Origin of the sequence: Pseudomonas sp. NFX183 (assembly GCF_047943075.1) — a bacterium.
Taxonomy (GTDB): domain Bacteria; phylum Pseudomonadota; class Gammaproteobacteria; order Pseudomonadales; family Pseudomonadaceae; genus Aquipseudomonas.
The window spans coordinates 5,665,257-5,682,277 of record NZ_CP181333.1 but is presented as its reverse complement, the minus strand read 5'-3'; the positions used below and the strand labels follow the sequence as shown (position 1 = coordinate 5,682,277).

The 17,021-nt window shown below is 60.2% G+C and carries 15 protein-coding genes; 7 read left to right on the top strand and 8 right to left on the bottom strand.

All coding sequences use genetic code 11. The features are described 5' to 3' along the window. Positions 1-69 precede the first annotated feature (69 nt). Both ACM530_RS26520 and ACM530_RS26515 read left to right on the top strand, forming a co-directional pair. Positions 70-681, top strand: a complete 612-nt coding sequence (locus tag ACM530_RS26520) for an FMN-dependent NADH-azoreductase (protein ID WP_106577978.1) — start codon at positions 70-72, stop codon at positions 679-681. Between the two features lie 241 nt (positions 682-922). Next, entirely contained in the window at positions 923-1,960 is a 1,038-nt protein-coding gene (locus ACM530_RS26515) for an alpha/beta hydrolase family protein (RefSeq protein WP_369302260.1), read from the top strand. Here ACM530_RS26515 and ACM530_RS26510 read toward each other — a convergent pair. The 3 genes from ACM530_RS26510 to ACM530_RS26500 form a co-directional block, all read right to left on the bottom strand. Further along, entirely contained in the window at positions 1,954-3,129 is a 1,176-nt protein-coding gene (locus ACM530_RS26510) for an MFS transporter (RefSeq protein WP_145160442.1), read from the bottom strand. The two genes, ACM530_RS26515 and ACM530_RS26510, sit on opposite strands and share 7 nt — an antisense overlap. A gap of 293 nt (positions 3,130-3,422) precedes the next feature. Further along, complete coding sequence (locus tag ACM530_RS26505; protein WP_106577981.1) at positions 3,423-5,009, bottom strand: ABC-F family ATPase; 1,587 nt, start codon at positions 5,007-5,009, stop codon at positions 3,423-3,425. Between the two features lie 142 nt (positions 5,010-5,151). Next, positions 5,152-6,390: an MFS transporter gene (locus ACM530_RS26500; protein WP_242197904.1), complete on the bottom strand. Its 1,239-nt coding sequence runs from the start codon at positions 6,388-6,390 to the stop codon at positions 5,152-5,154. Positions 6,391-6,545: 155 nt separating this feature from the next. Here ACM530_RS26500 and ACM530_RS26495 point away from each other — a divergent pair, with 155 nt between their 5' ends. Next, on the top strand, positions 6,546-7,358 hold the full coding sequence (locus tag ACM530_RS26495) for a class I SAM-dependent methyltransferase (protein ID WP_416363569.1): 813 nt from the start codon (positions 6,546-6,548) through the stop codon (positions 7,356-7,358). A 137-nt stretch (positions 7,359-7,495) separates the two neighbouring features. On the opposite strand, the gene ACM530_RS26490 is transcribed toward ACM530_RS26495, so the two are convergent. After that, positions 7,496-7,882, bottom strand: coding sequence for a TIGR03067 domain-containing protein (locus tag ACM530_RS26490; RefSeq protein WP_145160446.1), 387 nt, complete (start codon positions 7,880-7,882; stop codon positions 7,496-7,498). 372 nt (positions 7,883-8,254) lie between these two features. Here ACM530_RS26490 and ACM530_RS26485 point away from each other — a divergent pair, with 372 nt between their 5' ends. Together ACM530_RS26485 and lpxO are read left to right on the top strand one after the other, a co-directional pair. Beyond that, complete coding sequence (locus tag ACM530_RS26485; protein ID WP_416363568.1) at positions 8,255-9,598, top strand: LPS O-antigen chain length determinant protein WzzB; 1,344 nt, start codon at positions 8,255-8,257, stop codon at positions 9,596-9,598. 255 nt (positions 9,599-9,853) lie between these two features. Then, a complete protein-coding gene (gene lpxO / locus ACM530_RS26480; protein WP_145160448.1) occupies positions 9,854-10,753 on the top strand; it encodes a lipid A hydroxylase LpxO in 900 nt (299 codons plus the stop codon). Between the two features lie 18 nt (positions 10,754-10,771). Here the strand turns inward: lpxO and ligD are convergent, their stop codons facing one another. Both ligD and ACM530_RS26470 read right to left on the bottom strand, forming a co-directional pair. Next, positions 10,772-13,282, bottom strand: a complete 2,511-nt coding sequence (gene ligD, locus ACM530_RS26475; protein WP_416363567.1) for a DNA ligase D — start codon at positions 13,280-13,282, stop codon at positions 10,772-10,774. A gap of 24 nt (positions 13,283-13,306) precedes the next feature. Then, positions 13,307-14,158 carry a Ku protein gene (locus tag ACM530_RS26470; RefSeq protein ID WP_416363566.1) on the bottom strand — a complete coding sequence of 284 codons (852 nt, stop codon included), beginning with the start codon at positions 14,156-14,158 and terminating at the stop codon, positions 13,307-13,309. Between the two features lie 183 nt (positions 14,159-14,341). Between ACM530_RS26470 and ACM530_RS26465 the strand changes: the two genes are divergently transcribed. Then, complete coding sequence (locus ACM530_RS26465; protein WP_416363565.1) at positions 14,342-14,656, top strand: hypothetical protein; 315 nt, start codon at positions 14,342-14,344, stop codon at positions 14,654-14,656. Between the two features lie 12 nt (positions 14,657-14,668). Then, entirely contained in the window at positions 14,669-15,826 is a 1,158-nt protein-coding gene (locus ACM530_RS26460; protein WP_416363564.1) for a PQQ-dependent sugar dehydrogenase, read from the top strand. Between the two features lie 47 nt (positions 15,827-15,873). Here ACM530_RS26460 and ACM530_RS26455 read toward each other — a convergent pair whose 3' ends face one another. Together ACM530_RS26455 and ACM530_RS26450 are read right to left on the bottom strand one after the other, a co-directional pair. Beyond that, entirely contained in the window at positions 15,874-16,368 is a 495-nt protein-coding gene (locus ACM530_RS26455) for a DUF1348 family protein (protein WP_416363563.1), read from the bottom strand. Between the two features lie 53 nt (positions 16,369-16,421). After that, complete coding sequence (locus ACM530_RS26450; protein WP_145160461.1) at positions 16,422-16,985, bottom strand: TetR/AcrR family transcriptional regulator; 564 nt, start codon at positions 16,983-16,985, stop codon at positions 16,422-16,424. Positions 16,986-17,021 lie beyond the last annotated feature (36 nt).

The window sequence follows — 17,021 nt, the reverse complement described above, 5'->3', positions numbered from 1 at the left end:
TTATTGGGTTCATGTGTAGGATCAACCTCATTCGATCGCCTAGCCGCGATCCTCACTTGGAGATCCCGCATGAAACTGTTGCATATCGATTCCAGCATCCTCGGCGACAACTCGGCTTCGCGTCAGCTCAGCGCTGGTGTGGTCAAGGCCTGGCAAGCGGCTGAGCCGGGTGTGGAAGTGACTTACCGTGACCTGGCAAGCGAAGGCATCAGCCACTTTTCGGGCCTGACCCTGGGTGCCCTGGGCACCGCGGCTGAATTGCGCGACGCGGTACAACAGCACGAGGCTGAACTGAGCGCGTCGTCGCTGGCTGAATTCATCGCCGCCGACGCGGTGGTGATCGGTGCGCCGATGTACAACTTCTCGGTGCCCTCTCAGCTCAAGGCCTGGATCGACCGCATCGCCGTCGCCGGCCAGACCTTCCGTTACACCGAAGCCGGCCCTGAAGGCCTGTGCGGTGGCAAGAAGCTGATCATCGTCTCGACTGCGGGCGGTCTGCACGCCGGTCAGGCAAGCAACGTCGGCCACGAAGACTATTTGAAGCTGGTGTTTGGCTTCCTTGGCATCACCGACATCGAGTTCGTCCGCGCCCAAGGCCTGGCCTACGGTGAAGAAGTGCGCAGCAAAGCCCTGAGCGACGCCAACGCCGTGATCAACGAACAATTGTTCGCCGCCGCGTAAGGCTTGTGTAAATTTCGCGTCTGCTCGGTTCCAATCTGAAGTCGGGCGCCTAAACTCTGTATTCTGATCGCCTCAAAACGACTGGAGTACGGAGTTTTTTCGTTTACCCGCTGTCACTACTTTGGCCCAGGTTATGCACGCATGGGTTTATCACCCGCTGTGAGCGCCTTGAACCATGGACTTTTCATATAGATCTGCCGCGGGTGTTGAACGTGGTCGCGCAGCAAAGGTGGACATCCCCATGATGCGTCTTTGTGCTGTTTTGGTTCTCTCCCTGCTCGGTGGCCTGATTTCAGTGCACGCCGCCCCAGCGCCGCACCCGCATTGGAGTGTGGGCTTCCATCGCATGACGTTTCTCGACCCGCTGGACCAGCAGCCGATGAAGGCCATCGCGTTTTATCCGTCGACCGACGATGAACACAGCACTGCGTTGGGCGCCTATCACGTCGCCGCCACCGAAGACTCCAAGGTCGCCATCGGCCGCTTCCCGATGCTGATGCTGTCCCACGGCAACATCGGTACGCCACTGGCCCTGCACGACCTGGCCACGTCTTTGGCGCGCAAGGGCTTTGTGGTGGTGGCCGTATTGCACCCCGGCGACAACTACAAGGATCACAGCCGCCTGGGCACCGTGAGCAACCTGTATGGCCGGCCGATTCAGATCTCCGAAGCGATCACCGCCACCCTCGGCGACCCGATGCTGTCGCCGTTCGTCAACGTCGATCAGGTGGGCGTGATCGGTTACTCCGCCGGCGGCGAAACGGCGTTGATCCTGGCCGGCGCCAAGCCGGACTTCGACCGCCTGCGTCGTTATTGCCAGGAGCGCCCGGAAGACCGCGACGCGTGCACCACCAAAGGCGAACTGGTGGTGGATCGCGACGACTTGCAGCCACAGGCCGACCCGCGCATTCATGCCTTGATGCTGATGGCGCCGTTGAGCCTGATGTTTGGCCGCCATACCCTGGCGGATGTGCATGTGCCCGTGCTGCTTTACAGCGGCGACGGCGACAAACTGGTGGCCGTGGACAAGAACGCCGCTGCCCTGGCGCGCAAACTGCCGGAGCCGCCGGATTTCAAACTGTTGGCGGGCGCCGGGCATTTCGTGTTCATGGCGCCGTGTGACAGCGACCAATTGGTGGCGATGCCGGCGATCTGCACGGATGCCGATGGCGTTGACCGCGAAGGCATCCACCGCGACCTGATTTCAGAAGCGGGGCGCTTCTTCTCCCACACGCTGGGCCAAGCGACCCGCGCCGGTATGCAGACCGCCGATCAGTAAGCGCGGCGCTTGAGCAACACGGTCAGCCCCAGCGCCGTGACCGATAACAGCGCGGCGCAAAAGAAGATCCAGCCGTAGCCGAGGTTCAGGGCCACGGCGCCCATCAATGGCCCGGCAATCGCCAGGGCCAGATCAAAAAACACCGCATACGCACTCAAGCCGGCGCCACGGCTGCTGTTGGGCACCTGCTTGATGGCTTCGACGCCCAACGCCGGGTACACCAGCGACAAGCCAAAACCCGTGAGCCCGGCACCGATCAGCGCAACCCCGGTTGAGGGCGCCAGCCACAGCAGCGTCAGGCCCAGGGTTTCGATGGTCATGCAAGCAATCGCCGCACTGAACCCGCCAAAACGGCTGATGGCGGAGATAAACACCAGGCGCGACAGGATAAAACACGCGCCAAATACCGTCAGGCAATACGCTGCCCCGGCCCAGCCGCGATTGAGGTAATACAGGGTAATAAAGGTGGTCAGCGTGCCGTAGCCAATCGACGCCAGGCACAGGCTGGTGCCAAATGGCGCAATGCGCCCGAACACCGCCCAGAAGGGCAGTCGTTCGCCGCGTACCACGGGCACCGAAGGCTTATTACGGATCAGCACCAGACCCAGCGCCGCCAGCACCGTCAAAGCGATGCCAAGGCTGGTGTAGCCATAATCCGCCACCATCACCACCCCCAGCGGCGCGCCAATCGCAATGGCGCCGTAGGAGGCAATGCCATTCCACGAAATCGAGCGCGCCGTGTGTTCAACGCCCACCGCGCCCATGCACCAACTGATGGTGCCCACGCCTATCAGCCCTTGAGCCACGCCAAGCAACAGCCGGCCGACGATCAGGATGCCCAGGCTCAGCGCGGGCAGGCTCTCGACCAGCGTCGCGAAAAACGTCAGCACACCGCTGACCAGAATACCGGCCAGGCCCAGCACAATCGCCCGCTTGGTGCCGACATTGTCGGACATGCGCCCAGCCATCGGCCGGCTGAGCAGGGTGGCCAGGTACTGCGAACCGATGGTGACCCCGGCCACCACCGCGCTAAAACCCAGATTTTCATGCACATAACCCGGGATCACCGCGATCGGCAGGCCGATGCAGATAAAGGCGATGAAGGTGTAGAAGACGATGGAGACGATCTGCAGGGTGATCGACAGTGAACTGGGGGCGGTGGCAGGCATGGTCACTCGTTCGCGGGCGGGCGGTGACGGCATGATGGCAAGGGCGTGGGGGAAAAGGAAGCAGGCTAACTAGTTTGTTTGATGGCTGGGTTTATTGTGGTGAGCGGGCTGCTTGTGGCGAGCAGGCTTGCCCTGCGTTGGGCTGCGCAGCAGCCCCAATAAAAAACACCGCGTTCTGCCTGGCAGAACGCGGTGTCTGATTTTAGGGCCGCTTCGCAGCCCAACGCAGGGTAAGCCTGCTCGCCACAACAAGCCAGCTCACAGGGCAAGCCAGCTCACTACAGTGGCGTTACTTAGAACACCACGCCTTGGCTGCGCAGGTAGTCGTCGTAGGTGCCGCTGAAGTCGATCACGCCGTTGGCGCTCAGCTCGATGATGCGGGTGGCCAGGGACGATACGAACTCACGGTCGTGGCTGACGAAGATCAGCGTGCCCGGGTAGTTTTCCAGCGCCAGGTTCAGCGCTTCGATGGATTCCATGTCCAAGTGGTTGGTCGGTTCGTCCATGATCAGCACGTTCGGCTTTTGCAGAATCAGCTTGCCGAACAACATGCGGCCTTGCTCACCACCGGAAATCACCTTGACCGACTTGAGGATCTCGTCGTTGGAGAACAGCATGCGGCCCAAGGTGCCGCGAATCATTTGCTCGCCTTGCGTCCACTGACCCATCCAGTCGAACAGGGTGACGTCGTCTTCGAAGTCGTGCGCGTGATCCTGAGCGTAGTAGCCCAGCTCGGCGGCGTCGGTCCACTTGATGCTGCCGGCGTCCGGGGTCAATTCATTGACCAGGGTGCGCAGCAGGGTGGTCTTGCCGATACCGTTCGGGCCGATGATCGCAACACGCTCGCCCGCTTCAACCTGGAAGCTGAAGTCTTTGAACAGCGGCTTGCCGTCGAAACCCTTGGCCATTTTTTCGACCATTACCGCCTGGCGGTGCAGCTTCTTGTTCTGATCGAAACGGATGAACGGGCTCACGCGGCTCGAAGGCTTGACCTCGGCCAGCTGGATCTTGTCGATCGCTTTGGCGCGGGAAGTGGCCTGCTTGGCTTTCGAGGCGTTGGCCGAGAAGCGGCTGACGAACGATTGCAGCTCGGAAATCTGGGCTTTCTTCTTGGCGTTGTCCGACAGCAGTTGCTCGCGGGACTGGGTCGCCACGGTCATGTACTCGTCGTAGTTGCCCGGGAACAGGCGCAGCTCGCCGTAGTCCAGGTCAGCCATGTGGGTGCACACGCTGTTCAGGAAGTGACGGTCGTGAGAGATGATGATCATCAGGCTGGAGCGCTGGGTCAGGATGTTTTCCAGCCAGCGGATGGTGTTGATGTCCAAGTGGTTGGTCGGTTCGTCGAGCAACAGCACTTCAGGATCGGAGAACAGCGCCTGGGCCAGCAATACGCGCAGTTTCCAGCCTGGCGACACTTCGCTCATCGGGCCGAAGTGTTGCTCCAATGGAATGCCCAGGCCCAGCAGCAGCTCGCCGGCGCGGGATTCGGCGGTGTAGCCGTCCATTTCGGCGAATTCGGTTTCCAGTTCGGCCACGGCCATGCCGTCGTCTTCGCTCATTTCCGGCAGCGAGTAGATGCGGTCGCGCTCAGCCTTGACCTTCCACAGCTCTTCGTGACCCATGATCACGGTGTCGAGCACGGTGAATTCTTCGTAGGCGAACTGGTCCTGGCGCAGTTTACCCAGGCGTACGTTCGGCTCGAGCATGACCTGGCCGCCGGACGGATCCAGGTCGCCGCCAAGGATTTTCATGAAGGTCGACTTGCCGCAACCGTTGGCACCGATCAAACCATAACGGTTGCCGGCGCCGAATTTGACCGAGACATTCTCGAAGAGCGGCTTGGCGCCGAACTGCATGGTGATGTTAGCTGTGGAGATCAATTACTTTACCTATCAATGGGTTGCGAGCGTGGCGGCAGGAGCCTTCAGGCATGCGTCAACAGCGACATCAAGGCGCGAAACCCGGTCGCTGAGCAGAAAATTTTGGATGTGTGTTGGAATTTGGCGCGCATTGTCGCATATGTCAGGCGACAGTTGTAATGCGCGCGAGCGATGGTTTCGTCAATGTCTCCGGCATTGCCAGCCATAACAAAGCCAGGGCGGCGGCGGCAACGCCCGCCAGCGTCAGGAAGGCCGCGTTGTAGCCGGCCTGTTGCACCACGAAACCGGCCAGGCTGCTGCTCAGTGCCGCGCCCAGGCCAAACACCGTGGACAGCGCGCCAAGGCTGACGTTGAACCGACCCGTGCCCTGGGTCAGGTCCTTGACGATCACCGGGAACAGCGCGCCGAAAATCCCTGCCCCGATGCCGTCGAGCATCTGCACGCCCACCAGCCAATACGGGTCGCTCGACAGCGTATACAGCACGCCACGCAGCGGCAAAATCAGGAAACCGGCCAGCAACAACGGTTTACGCCCCCACACGTCAGCTTTAATGCCCACCAGCCAGGCCATCGGCACCATGACCAGCTGCGCGGCGACGATGCAGGCCGAGGTCAGCGGCGTGGCCATTTGCAGGTTGATCTGCGAGAGTTTCTGGCTGACCAACGGCAGCATCGCGGCGTTCGCCAGGTGAAACAGCGCGCAGCAGATGGCGAACAGCAGCAGCGGGCGATTGCTCAGCAGCACCTTCACGCCGGAGGGTTGCTCATGATCGCTGCTGTGCGCGGGATCAAAGCCCCGGGCGACTTCGTGGTCAATTGCCGACGCCGAGACACAACTGACCGCCACGACACTGGCCACGGCCATAAAGGCCATCAAGTAAAACACCACCACCGGGCCGAACCAATAAGCCAGGCCACCCGCCAGCAGGGCCGCCACGGCATTGCCGGCGTGGTTGAAGGTTTCATTGCGCCCGGTGCGGCGGGTGAAGGCGCGCGGCCCGGTAATCCCCAAGGAAATTGCCGAAATCGCCGGCGCGAATACGGAGGCGGCTACGGCACTGGCCGCCTGAGTCAATGCCACCCAGCTGAACGCGCTGACAAACGGCAGCAGCAGGCAACTGACGGTGACAAGGATGGCGGCCACTGCGATCACCGCGCGCTTGCTGCGCGTGCGGTCGATCAGTGCGCCCGCCGGGCCCTGAGTGATCAAGGCCGCGATACCCGCCAGGGTCATGACCACGCCGATGCTGGCGGGCTCCCATTTGTGCACTGCCAGCAAGTAAATCGCCAGGTAGGGCCCGAGCCCGTCACGTACATCGGCCAGAAAGAAATTCAGGCCGTCCAGGGACAGGGTATTACGCAGGTCGGAGTGATTGGCCACGGCGCTGTCTTCGCTAAGGGTGTTCAGGGGATGGACACTCATTGGGCTAAAGACCTACGGGCTCAAATAGAAGTTTCGTCGCCCGAAAGGGTTTTATCTGATGGGCAATTGGCTTATTTTCCGAAGCCCGCTGTCATGACGATCTGGAGACGCAAATGGAGATGCCCTCAGCCCAACAGGCGATTGCTCGTAACAAGGATGCCTGGGATGCCTCCGCCAGGCTGCACAAAGACACCGCCACTTGGAAGACGCTGCTGGAGTCGGTCGCCCGGGCGGACTTTTCGTGCCTGGATCCAACGATCACGGCGTTGCTGCAAGACGTCGGCGTTGCCGGTAAAGACGTGGTGCAGCTGGGCTGTAACAACGGGCGTGAAAGCCTGTCACTGTTCGGCCTGGGTGCCCGCCGTGTGGCGGGCGTCGACCAATCACGGGCGTTTCTGCAACAGGCGTGGGAATTGGCCGAGGTGTCGCCGCATGACCCCGAGTTCATTGAAGCCGATATCCATCACCTGCCCGAACCTCTGCTGGGGCGTTTTGACATCGCCCTGGTGACCATTGGCGTACTCAACTGGATGCCCGATGTGGCGCTGTTCATGCGCCATGTGGCGAGTGCACTCAAGCCCGGCGGCACTCTGGTGGTCTACGAAACTCATCCATTCCTGGAGGTGTTTGACCCGAGGGCTGCCAATCCACTGCTGCCGGTGAGTTCATATTTTCAGCGCGATCCGTTCGTGCTGCAGCAGTCGATTGTCTACGAAGGGCAGGGCGAGGTTGCCGGTCCGACGTCCTATTGGTACGTGCATACCCTGGGGAGCGTGGTGAGTGGCGCAATAGCGGCGCAGCTGCAGATCGAGCACCTGCAGGAATACCCGCACTGCAACCGCGAAGAACTCTACGAGCAGTACGCCCATCAGCCGGCCCAATTGCCGCTGTGTTTCACCTTGACCGCCACCAAGCGCTGCGCCTGAGCGGTTTTCCCACGCGCAAAAAAAAGCCCGCGAGGAGAGGCGGGCCAAGTGATTCACTGGAGTAGGTAGGCCTCACCCTATAGGCCGGAAAGTGAAGGCCGTGTGAAAACCATGTCGCAAGTTCGGATGGCGGCCGATCAGCCTTTGCGCACAAAAGTGCGCATGGTTTGCCCTGGTTCCGTGCTGAATACCCTTGGCCTTGGCATGCCCGCATCGGCGGCGATAAACACAAAATCATCACCGTCCAGGCGATAGCTGGCGGGCAGTGGCTTGCCGGCATCTTCGCCGATGGCATCCACCCAGGTGATGCTTTTGGGCGAAGTGCTGCTGTCCAGCGTAAACCGGCCCGCAAGCAATACCTCGCCCTCGGTCGTCTTCACTTCGAACGTGTCCCCGGCAATCGTCGTGATTGCCCCCGGCGCGCTATGCGCGTCGGCAGGGTTGAGCACGCCACTGTCTTCGAGGGCGGTCTGCTCCCAAGCGCCTTGAAGAGTTTGATAGTCCGGATCTGAGAAAGAGTGCATGCACATTCCTTGTTGCAGGGGCTGGATTGAGGGGTGAGCACCTTAAGTGCCGAACGTTTTAACGGCGCGAATTGTAACCGCGTGGTGACCTAGATGTACCGAAAAGGGCTTTATCTGGGAGCTGGCGGAGATTTACTCAACTATTGACTACGCTTAGACATTCTCGGGCATACATTCACGATCGCCCTGCGTCGTCATCGACATGAAATAGAAACAATCTCTAATTGCGTCGGATTTTTCGCATTAGCGTGTGGTCTGACTGCAGTTGGTCACTGTGCCAGGGCGTTGTCTCTGGTCTCTCCGTCATTAGAGCCTGTGCTTGAGTTCGAATGGGGTAGTGGCTTTTTAATGTCATTTTAAGGTGTTCTTATCTTGAATCGAACTTCTCCGCTCAATTCACCTGCAACGTCAGATGAAATTGATCTGTTTGAATTGTTCCAAGCCATCTGGCGGCAAAAAAAACTGATAGTGGGTTGTACGATTCTGGCGGGGATACTGGGGACGGGTTACGCACTGCTTGCTCCCAAGACATATGAAGTCAGCAGTGTGCTGCGCCCGGCGGCCATCAATGAACTGGATGCGTTGAACCGCTCCGAAGTCTATAAGCTGCCACCCGCCGATGCGCTGGACAAGGTCGGCGCCCAGCTGGACTCCTATGGCGCTCGCCTGGGTTTTTTCAAAAGCCACGAAGAACTGTTCAAGGCCTTTCAGAAACCAGGGCGAAGCCTTGAGCAGAGCTTTGAAGACTTCAACCGCAACTCGATCAACCTGATCCTGCCAGACCCGAAGAAATCCGATTCGTTGAGCAGTTATGTGCGTCTGGAGATGCAATACCCAGCGGACGTAGACGGCGTCGCGATCCTCAACGGGTTTGTCGACTACGCCGTTGCAGCGGAACGTGAGCAGGTCGGCGCCGACCTCAAGGTCATCGTCAATAACCGTTTGACCGAGCTTAGAGGCAAGATTGATGCGGCCCGCGCCAACTACGATACCGAGAAGGAATCGAAGATCGCCACGCTGCTTGAAGCTGACCGGGTCAAGCGCGCCCGCTTGCAGGATGAACTCAGCGGGCTGCGCCTGCAGATGAAAATGGAGCGCACCGACCGCTTGGCGGAACTGGCCGAGGCGATCTCGATTGCCAAGTCCATGGGCATCAAAAAGCCTACGACGCCATCGTCCATGGCCGACACCACACGAGCCGGTTCCAGCCAGGTGGTGCGCACCGAGATCAGCAACCAGAAGATTCCGTTGTATTTCCTCGGCACTGAGGCTCTGGAAGCCGAGCGAACCGCATTGCAACAGCGCACCAGCGATGACTTCACCAATAGCCGCATCGCGGAAATTGGCAAAGAGCTGCAATTGCTTGAAACCAACCGTGAGGTTGAAGTCCTGCAAAAGCGTGGGAATGAGGACATCTTCCTGCAAGACGTTGAGCCGCTGCGGGCCGAAATCGCCCGTTTGAAAGGCCTCAATATCGACATGAGCAATCTGAAGCTGGTGTCCATCGACCGTCGTGCTCAGGAGCCGCTGACCTCGATCAAGCCGAAAAAGCTGCTGATTGTCGGGGTGAGCCTGTTCGTCGGGCTGTTCCTGGGCGTATTGGCTGCATTGATCCGTCACTTCGTGCTGACGCATCGCAAGGCTGAACCGTACGCGACCCAAGAAACCAGCAGCCGCCCACACCGTGAGCCTACGGACGATCAACGGCTGCCGTGAGCATGACTGTCAATGGGCCAGCGTCAATGCTGGCCCACGCTGGCTCCGAGCCGGTCTGTGGACAGCTTTTCACAATTCTTAGTTAACCTTTGGTTACAAACTGTGGCTAAATAACGGCCAATGGCCTTGGTCCGGATTGTAACCAACCCGTCCAGTCGCCTATGTGTAATCGTGATTTCAGGTGCTGCTTATCCATCCTCGGCCGTTGTGGGCACGCAGGAGCAGCCTGTTCTCTTCTGACGTGTGACGAATCCCTTGAAACTCATCATTGTTGCTCTCTACGTTGCCTCCATTGCGTATGTCCATCTGCGTGGCCGGGTGCGACACAAGTTGGGCCGCCAGCTTAGCGATCACTCGACGTTCCTTGCGCCGATCAACTGCTTCCTTTACCTGTTTTCCAAGCAGCCAAGCCGTCCCTTTTTGTCGCCCGGCGATTTTCCCGACCTGAGCCCGTTGCAAGAGCACTGGCAAGAAATCCGCCAGGAAGGCCAGAACCTGATGCGCATGGGCGAGATCAAGCGTTCCGAGCAGTACAACGATGTGGGTTTCAATTCGTTCTTCAAGTCGGGCTGGAAGCGTTTCTACCTCAAGTGGTACGGCGACAGCCACCCGTCGGCGATGAAGCTGTGCCCGCGCACCACCGAGCTGGTGCAGAGCATTGGCTCGATTAAGGCAGCGATGTTCGCCGAGTTGCCGCCAGGCTCCAAGCTGGTGCGCCACCGTGACCCGTACGCCGGCTCCTACCGCTATCACCTGGGTCTGGACACGCCTAACGATCCTGGCTGCTACATCAATGTGGACGGCGAGAGCTATTACTGGCGCGACGGCGAGCCAGTAATGTTTGATGAGACCTACATTCATTACGCGGAAAACACCACGCAGCAGAACCGCATCATCTTGTTCTGCGACATTGAGCGGCCGATGAAATACCGCTGGGCCGCGGCGTTCAACCGTTGGTTCAGCCGCAACGTGATGGCGGCGGCCGGTTCGCCCAATGATGATGGCGACAAGACCGGCGGCCTGAACCGCGCGTTCACCCGCCTGTACAAGATTCGCCTGCGCGGTAAAGAGCTGAAAAAGCGCAATCGCGCGCGCTATTACCTGGAAAAGTGGGCGATCTTCGCCGGCCTGGCGTTGATCTTTATCCTTATCTGAAACCCGCCCGGGCGCGAATCACGCGGGTGGTTTCGCGCCCAATTTGTCCCACATCTTCTTCGTGATCTTCTGCCGATTGGCGTAGCCGGCCCATGGGTCGGCTTTGAGTTTATCCAAGCGTTCATGCAGGTTGGCGACGGTCCACTGCTGGGCGCCGCGCAAACCATTCAACTCCTCTCGACTCACCGGTACCGATACCGGCAGGCCAGGCCGTGCGCGCACCGAATAAGCGGCCACCGTACTCGCGCCGCGTGCATTACGCAGGTAGTCGATGAAGATCTTGCCGATGCGGTTTTTTGGGCCCGACGTCGCGGTAAACCGTTCCGGCAACTGCGCTGCCATGAACTGCGCGATGGCCTTGGCGAAGGCTTTGACGCTGTCCCAGCCGTCCCGGCGCGCCAGCGGCACCACCAGGTGCAAGCCTTTACCGCCGCTGGTTTTGACAAACGCTCGCAGACCAATCTCATCCAGAACCGACAATGTGAGTTGCGCCGCTTCCAGCATGGCTTTCCACGGCAGCGCCGGGTCCGGGTCAAGGTCGAGCACGAACAGGTCAGGCGTTTCGATTTTGTCGACCGTCGCGCCCCAGGTGTGCAATTCGACGGTGCCCATCTGCACAGCGCCGACCAGGGCGTCGGTGGTGTCGATCTCCAGCAGGCGCGCATGACCGGGGTCCAGTGCCGGGTCCAACTGTTTGATATTCGGAATAGCCAGGCGCTCGGAATGTTTTTGGAAGAACTGCTCGCCCTCAATTCCTTCGGGAGCACGCAGCAGCGACACCGGGCGGTGCTGCAGAAACGGCAGAATCCACGCGCTGATGCCTTGATAGAAGTCGGCCAATTGCTGTTTTTGCGTACCGCTCTGCTTGTCGATTACGCGGTCAGGGTGCGTGATGGTCACGCCGCTGCTGACCTTTTTGGCCTTGGGGGCCGCTTTGGTGACGGACGTGGCTTTGCGCGGTAACTCGTGAATGATCTGCGCCACCGGCTTGTCGGTGCGCAACGCAATAAATGATGCTTGGCGCACCACGCCTTCGCGGGTCCACTCCGCAAAGTTCACCTCGCCAACCAACTGAGGTTCCACCCAGTGCACGCCGCGCGCCTGGGCGCTGGTCAGCGGCTTGTGCAGCGGCGAGGTCTTGCGTTCCAGGGCCGTGAGCTGTGCATAGATAGCCTTCAACGATGTCTGATCAAACCCGGTACCGACGCGCCCGGCATAGACCAGCCCGGAATCGTCATTGACAGCCAGCAACAGCGCGCCAAAGCCACTGCGCGAGCCCTGAGGCCGCGTGTAACCGATGATCACAAACTCCTGGCGCAAACGGCATTTGAGTTTGATCCAGTCGGCATTGCGGCTCGACACATATGGGCTGCCGACGCGCTTGCCGATCACGCCCTCCAGCGCCAGGTCGCAGGCGCTCTCGAAAATGTCGCGCTGGTTGGCGGCGAAGGCTTCGGAGAACCGCAGCAGTTTGCTGCGGCTTGCGGACAGCGCGGCCTTGAGCGCAGCGCGGCGCTCTTGCACCGGTGCGCTGCGCTGATCCTGGCCGTCGAGAAAGGGCGCGTCGAACAGGTAATACACGATGTCCAGGCTGCGGCCGATGTCGAAGGCATTTTGCAGCGCCTGGAAGTCCGGCAACCCCTCGCCATTGAGGCTGACCACTTCACCGTCGAGCCAGCTGTCCTTGAGCTTGAGGGTTTGCAGGGCCTTGACCTGACGCGGCAGGCGGTCGGTCCAGTCATTGCCGTTACGGGTGAACAGACGCACTTCACCGTCGCGAATGCGCGCCAGCATGCGGTAGCCGTCGAACTTGATTTCGTATTGCCAGTCACCTTCGGGCGCGCGATCGACCAGGGTCGCCAACTGCGGGGCAAATTGCTCGGGCAAGGCCTCGGCGCGTTTGGCGACGGGGGCTTTTTTAGCGGCCGCGGCTTTCTGGCGTTTTGCCGGCGGCCTGGATTTGCCGACCAAGGCGTCGCTGAGCACGCTTTTGGGCTCGGCCTCGACGATGTCGTAGTCATTGGAGGGGCGCGCCTGCTGGTCCTTTTCCTTGATCAGCAGCCACTGTTGCTTGTCGCCGCTGCCTTTAAGACGGGTGCGCACCAGGGCCCAGTCGCCGGAGAGTTTTTCGCCGACCAAGGTGAACTTGAGTTTGCCGGCCGCGTAGGCCTTGTGCGGGTCTTCATGGGGCTGCCAGACACCGCGGTCCCACACGATCACATCGCCCGCGCCGTATTGCCCCGCCGGAATGTTTCCCTCGAAATTGCCATAGCTGAGCGGGTGATCTTCAACGTGCACCGCCAGACGTTTCTGGGTGGGGTCCAGGCTGGGGCCTTTGGGCACCGCCCAGCTTTTGAGCACGCCATCGAGCTCCAGGCGAAAGTCATAGTGCAGGTTGCGCGCGTCGTGTTTTTGAATCACGAACGACAGCGCCGAGGCTTTGCGTTTGCCTGCGGGCGCACTGCCGGCTGGCTCGGCGGTAATCCCGAAATCACGTTTGCGGTTGTATTCGCTCAGGGGCTTTGCCATGTCGTTCTCCAGCAAAGATCGGACTCAAGAGGCCTTTTTGGCGGATTTCTTCGCGGCAGGCTTTTTCGTCGCGGGCTTGGCGGCGGGCTTGCCGGCCAGGCTGCGCTTGAGCAGTTCGGTGAGGTCGATGACATCCGCCGATTTGCGCTCCTCGCTGCCTTCCTGGCTTTCCACATCTTCGATCTTGCCGGCCTTGGCCTTCTTCGCCACCAGCGCCATGATTTTGTCCTGGAAACTGTCGCGGTATTTGTCGGGCTGCCAGTCGGCGCTCATGTCCTCCACCAGGCGTTTGGCCATGTCCAGCTCGCCTTTGGCCAGGCTCGGCTTGGTGACGTCGCTGCCCAATTCCAGTTCGTCCAGGCTGCGCACCTCGGCAGGCCACCGCAGCATCACCAGCACCAGCGCCGATTCCAGCGGCATTAAGGCCGCCAGGTGCTGCTTGGTGTGCAGCACCACGTTGGCCAGGGCCACCTTGCCGGTTTTTTTCAGGGTTTCGCGCAGCAGTGCGTAGACCTTGCCGCCGCGTTTGTCCGGGGCCAGGAAGTAGGGCGTGTCGATGTTTTGCAGCGGGATCTGGTCGCTGGCGACAAAGGCGATGATTTCGATGGTCTGGGTCGACTTGGGGTGCGCCGAGCGAATTTCGTCCTCGCTGAGCACCACGTAGCGGCCTTTCTCGAACGCCACGCCCTTGACGATGTTCTCTTTGGTGACTTCCTTGCCGGTGGTCTTGTTGATGCGTTTGTAGCCCACCGGGTCCATGCTGCGTTTGTCCAGCCAGTCAAAATCAACGCCTTGGGAAGACGTGGCTGAGACCAGTGATACCGGGATATGGACCAAGCCGAAGCTGATCGCGCCTTTCCAGATTGCCCTTGGCATGCCTGCAATTCCTTGAGAAGAGACTGTGTTCTGGTGACTCACAGGCGCCGGGAAAAGTTTCGGCGAGCAGATGCGCGGACAGATTGTGTTACACCTGATGAGAAACTATTTAGTGTCGAAAGCCGAACCCAAGGCGTAGCGTGTTATCGAAAGCACGTACCACTGCCCCAGAGAGGCTTTGTCATGAACAGCTGTGTGCGTCACCTTGCAGTACTGGCGTTGGGCCTGGCGGTTACGCCATTGGCCCAGGCGCAAAATCTGCCTGGCAGCTACGACTCCAACAACAGCCCTATTCATCGGGCCAACCCCAACAGCATGCAGGGCACCCAGCCCAATGCGCCGGCGACACGCGGGATTCAGACCGGGCCGACCAGCCCCGCACCTACCGTGCAAAACGGCGGCATTGGCAATCGCTATCCCAAGCGTGAGGCCGCCCCGAGCCGTCCCACGACCGACACCAAAGCCCCCACCTATGATGCCAACGGCAATCGCCGGTAAGGACTCCGTCTTATGTTGCTACGCAAAACCCTTCTAGCCGCTATTTGCGCAACCACGTTGCTGCCACTGGCTGCGGTTCACGCCGCCGATGCCCAGCAATTCCCGAGCGAACAAGGCAGCATCACCGCGACCCCAATCGTCAAAGGCCTCGACCACCCCTGGGCAGTGGCGTTTCTACCGGACAAGCAAGGCTTTCTGGTGACCGAGCGCCCAGGTCATCTGCGTTTTGTCAGCCCCGACGGCAAGCTTTCTGCACCGTTGACCGGCGTGCCCCAAGTGTGGGCCAAAGGGCAGGGCGGTTTGCTGGATGTGGTGCTGTCGCCGGACTTCAAGCAGGACCGCATGGTCTACCTGTCGTACGCCGAAGGCGGCGGCGAGGGTGGCAAGGCCGGCACCGCCGTCGGACGCGGGCGCTTGGCTGATGACCTGAGCGGCCTGAAGGATTTCAAAGTGATCCTGCGCCAGGAGCCCAAGCTGTCCACCGGCAATCACTTTGGCTCGCGGTTGGCCTTCGACCGCGATGGCTACCTGTTCGTGACCCTGGGTGAAAACAATGATCGCCCGACCGCCCAGGACCTGGACAAGCTGCAAGGCAAGGTGGTGCGGATCTTCCCGGACGGCCGCGTGCCGGAGGACAACCCCTTTGTTGGTCAGCAGGGCGTACGCCCCGAGATCTGGTCCTACGGCCAGCGCAACCCGCAAGGGCTGGCGATGAATCCCTGGAGTGGCACCATCTGGGAAAACGAACACGGGCCACGCGGTGGGGATGAAATCAACATCATCGAGCGCGGCAAGAATTACGGTTGGCCATTGGCGACCCACGGCATCAATTATTCGCTGACACCGATTCCCGAGGCCAAGGGCAAGACGGTGGAAGGCACCGTGGCGCCTCATCACGTCTGGGAGAAATCACCGGGGATCAGTGGCATGGCGTTTTATGACGCCGACCGCTTCAAGGCGTGGCAGCACAACCTGTTCATTGGCGCATTGGCCAGCCAGGAGTTGATCCGCCTGCAGTTCGACGGCGACAAGGTGATCCATGAAGAGCGTTTGCTCGCAGGTTTGAAAGCGCGCATCCGCGATGTGCGGCAGGGGCCGGATGGGTTTCTGTATGTGCTGACTGATGAGGATAACGGTGTGCTGTATCGGGTCGGCCTGAACCAGGACTGAATGCGAGAGCGGGGTTGCCCGCACCCACATTTTGCATGGCAACCGGCTTAAAGCCCGAGGTCGGACAGCCCCGGATGATCATCCGGGCGCCGGCCCAGCGGCCAGTGAAACTTGCGTTCGCTGGCCTTGATCGGCAGGTCATTGATGCAGGCAAAGCGGTTGGCCATCAGACCGTTCTCGTCGAACTCCCAGTTCTCATTGCCGTAGGAGCGGAACCAGTTGCCGGAATCGTCGTGCCATTCGTAGGCATAGCGCACGGCGATACGGTTACCAGTGAAGGCCCACAATTCCTTGATCAACCGATAGTCCAGCTCCTTGGCCCACTTGCGGGTCAGAAAACCCTTGGCCTCTTCGCGGTTGTGCGCAAATTCAGCGCGATTGCGCCATTGCGTGTCCGGTGTGTAAGCCAGCGACACGCGGTGCGGGTCGCGGGAATTCCAACCGTCCTCGGCCAGGCGAACCTTTTCGATGGCCGACTCGCGGGTAAACGGTGGCAGTGGCGGGCGAACTTCTGCGTCGGATGACGGTGCCTTGGGTGACATGGGGCAGCTCCTGAAAACAATTAGGCCTATCGAAAGTTGCGCAGTTGATGCGTTCAAAGTTGCAATAACGTTCGCGCCATGCATTGCGCATTATCAGCAGCTGTTGAATCACCCATCACCAGGGCAACGGTAATGGCGCCGTCGATCAAGATCAGCAGTTGCGCGGCCTGCTGTTCAGGGTCGGGGGTGCCATGTGCTTTGCACAGTTGCAGTGCGTAATCGAAGAGTTTACGTTTATGCGCCTTGGCCAGCAGGCGCACCGGGTCGTGCGGGTCGCCGGTTTCACCACTGGTGTTGATGAAGGCGCACCCGCGAAAGTCTGCCGAGCCAAACCACGCCTTGAGCGCGTCGAACAGCGCCAGCAGGCGTTCTCCACTGCCTTCACTGCGTTCGACTTCGCTGCGCAGCCACTGCATCCAGCGCTCATCGCGGCGGTGCAGGGCGGCAATCACCAACTCATCTTTATTGGCGAAGTACCGGTAAATACTTTTGCGCGAGACGCCCGCGGTTTTCACCAGCAAGTCCATGCCGGTGGCAGCGATGCCATGGCGATAGATCAACTTCTCGGTAACATCGAGGATAATATCGCGGGTGTCATTGCTGATTGATTCATTCATGCCGTGCACAGTAGAACGATCGTTCTCCATGGTCAA

What these genes read in the sequence shown, in the direction of transcription:
- ACM530_RS26510 (WP_145160442.1), bottom strand. Translation starts at nt 3,129, where the DNA reads ATGCCTGCCACCGCCCCCAGTTCACTGTCGATCACCCTGCAGATCGTC.
- ACM530_RS26470 (WP_416363566.1), bottom strand. Translation starts at nt 14,158, where the DNA reads ATGCCAAGGGCAATCTGGAAAGGCGCGATCAGCTTCGGCTTGGTCCAT.
- ACM530_RS26520 (WP_106577978.1), top strand. Translation starts at nt 70, where the DNA reads ATGAAACTGTTGCATATCGATTCCAGCATCCTCGGCGACAACTCGGCT.
- ACM530_RS26490 (WP_145160446.1), bottom strand. Translation starts at nt 7,882, where the DNA reads ATGCACTCTTTCTCAGATCCGGACTATCAAACTCTTCAAGGCGCTTGG.
- ACM530_RS26450 (WP_145160461.1), bottom strand. Translation starts at nt 16,985, where the DNA reads ATGAATGAATCAATCAGCAATGACACCCGCGATATTATCCTCGATGTT.
- ligD (WP_416363567.1), bottom strand. Translation starts at nt 13,282, where the DNA reads ATGGCAAAGCCCCTGAGCGAATACAACCGCAAACGTGATTTCGGGATT.
- ACM530_RS26455 (WP_416363563.1), bottom strand. Translation starts at nt 16,368, where the DNA reads ATGTCACCCAAGGCACCGTCATCCGACGCAGAAGTTCGCCCGCCACTG.
- ACM530_RS26460 (WP_416363564.1), top strand. Translation starts at nt 14,669, where the DNA reads ATGTTGCTACGCAAAACCCTTCTAGCCGCTATTTGCGCAACCACGTTG.
- ACM530_RS26515 (WP_369302260.1), top strand. Translation starts at nt 923, where the DNA reads ATGATGCGTCTTTGTGCTGTTTTGGTTCTCTCCCTGCTCGGTGGCCTG.
- ACM530_RS26495 (WP_416363569.1), top strand. Translation starts at nt 6,546, where the DNA reads ATGGAGATGCCCTCAGCCCAACAGGCGATTGCTCGTAACAAGGATGCC.
- ACM530_RS26465 (WP_416363565.1), top strand. Translation starts at nt 14,342, where the DNA reads ATGAACAGCTGTGTGCGTCACCTTGCAGTACTGGCGTTGGGCCTGGCG.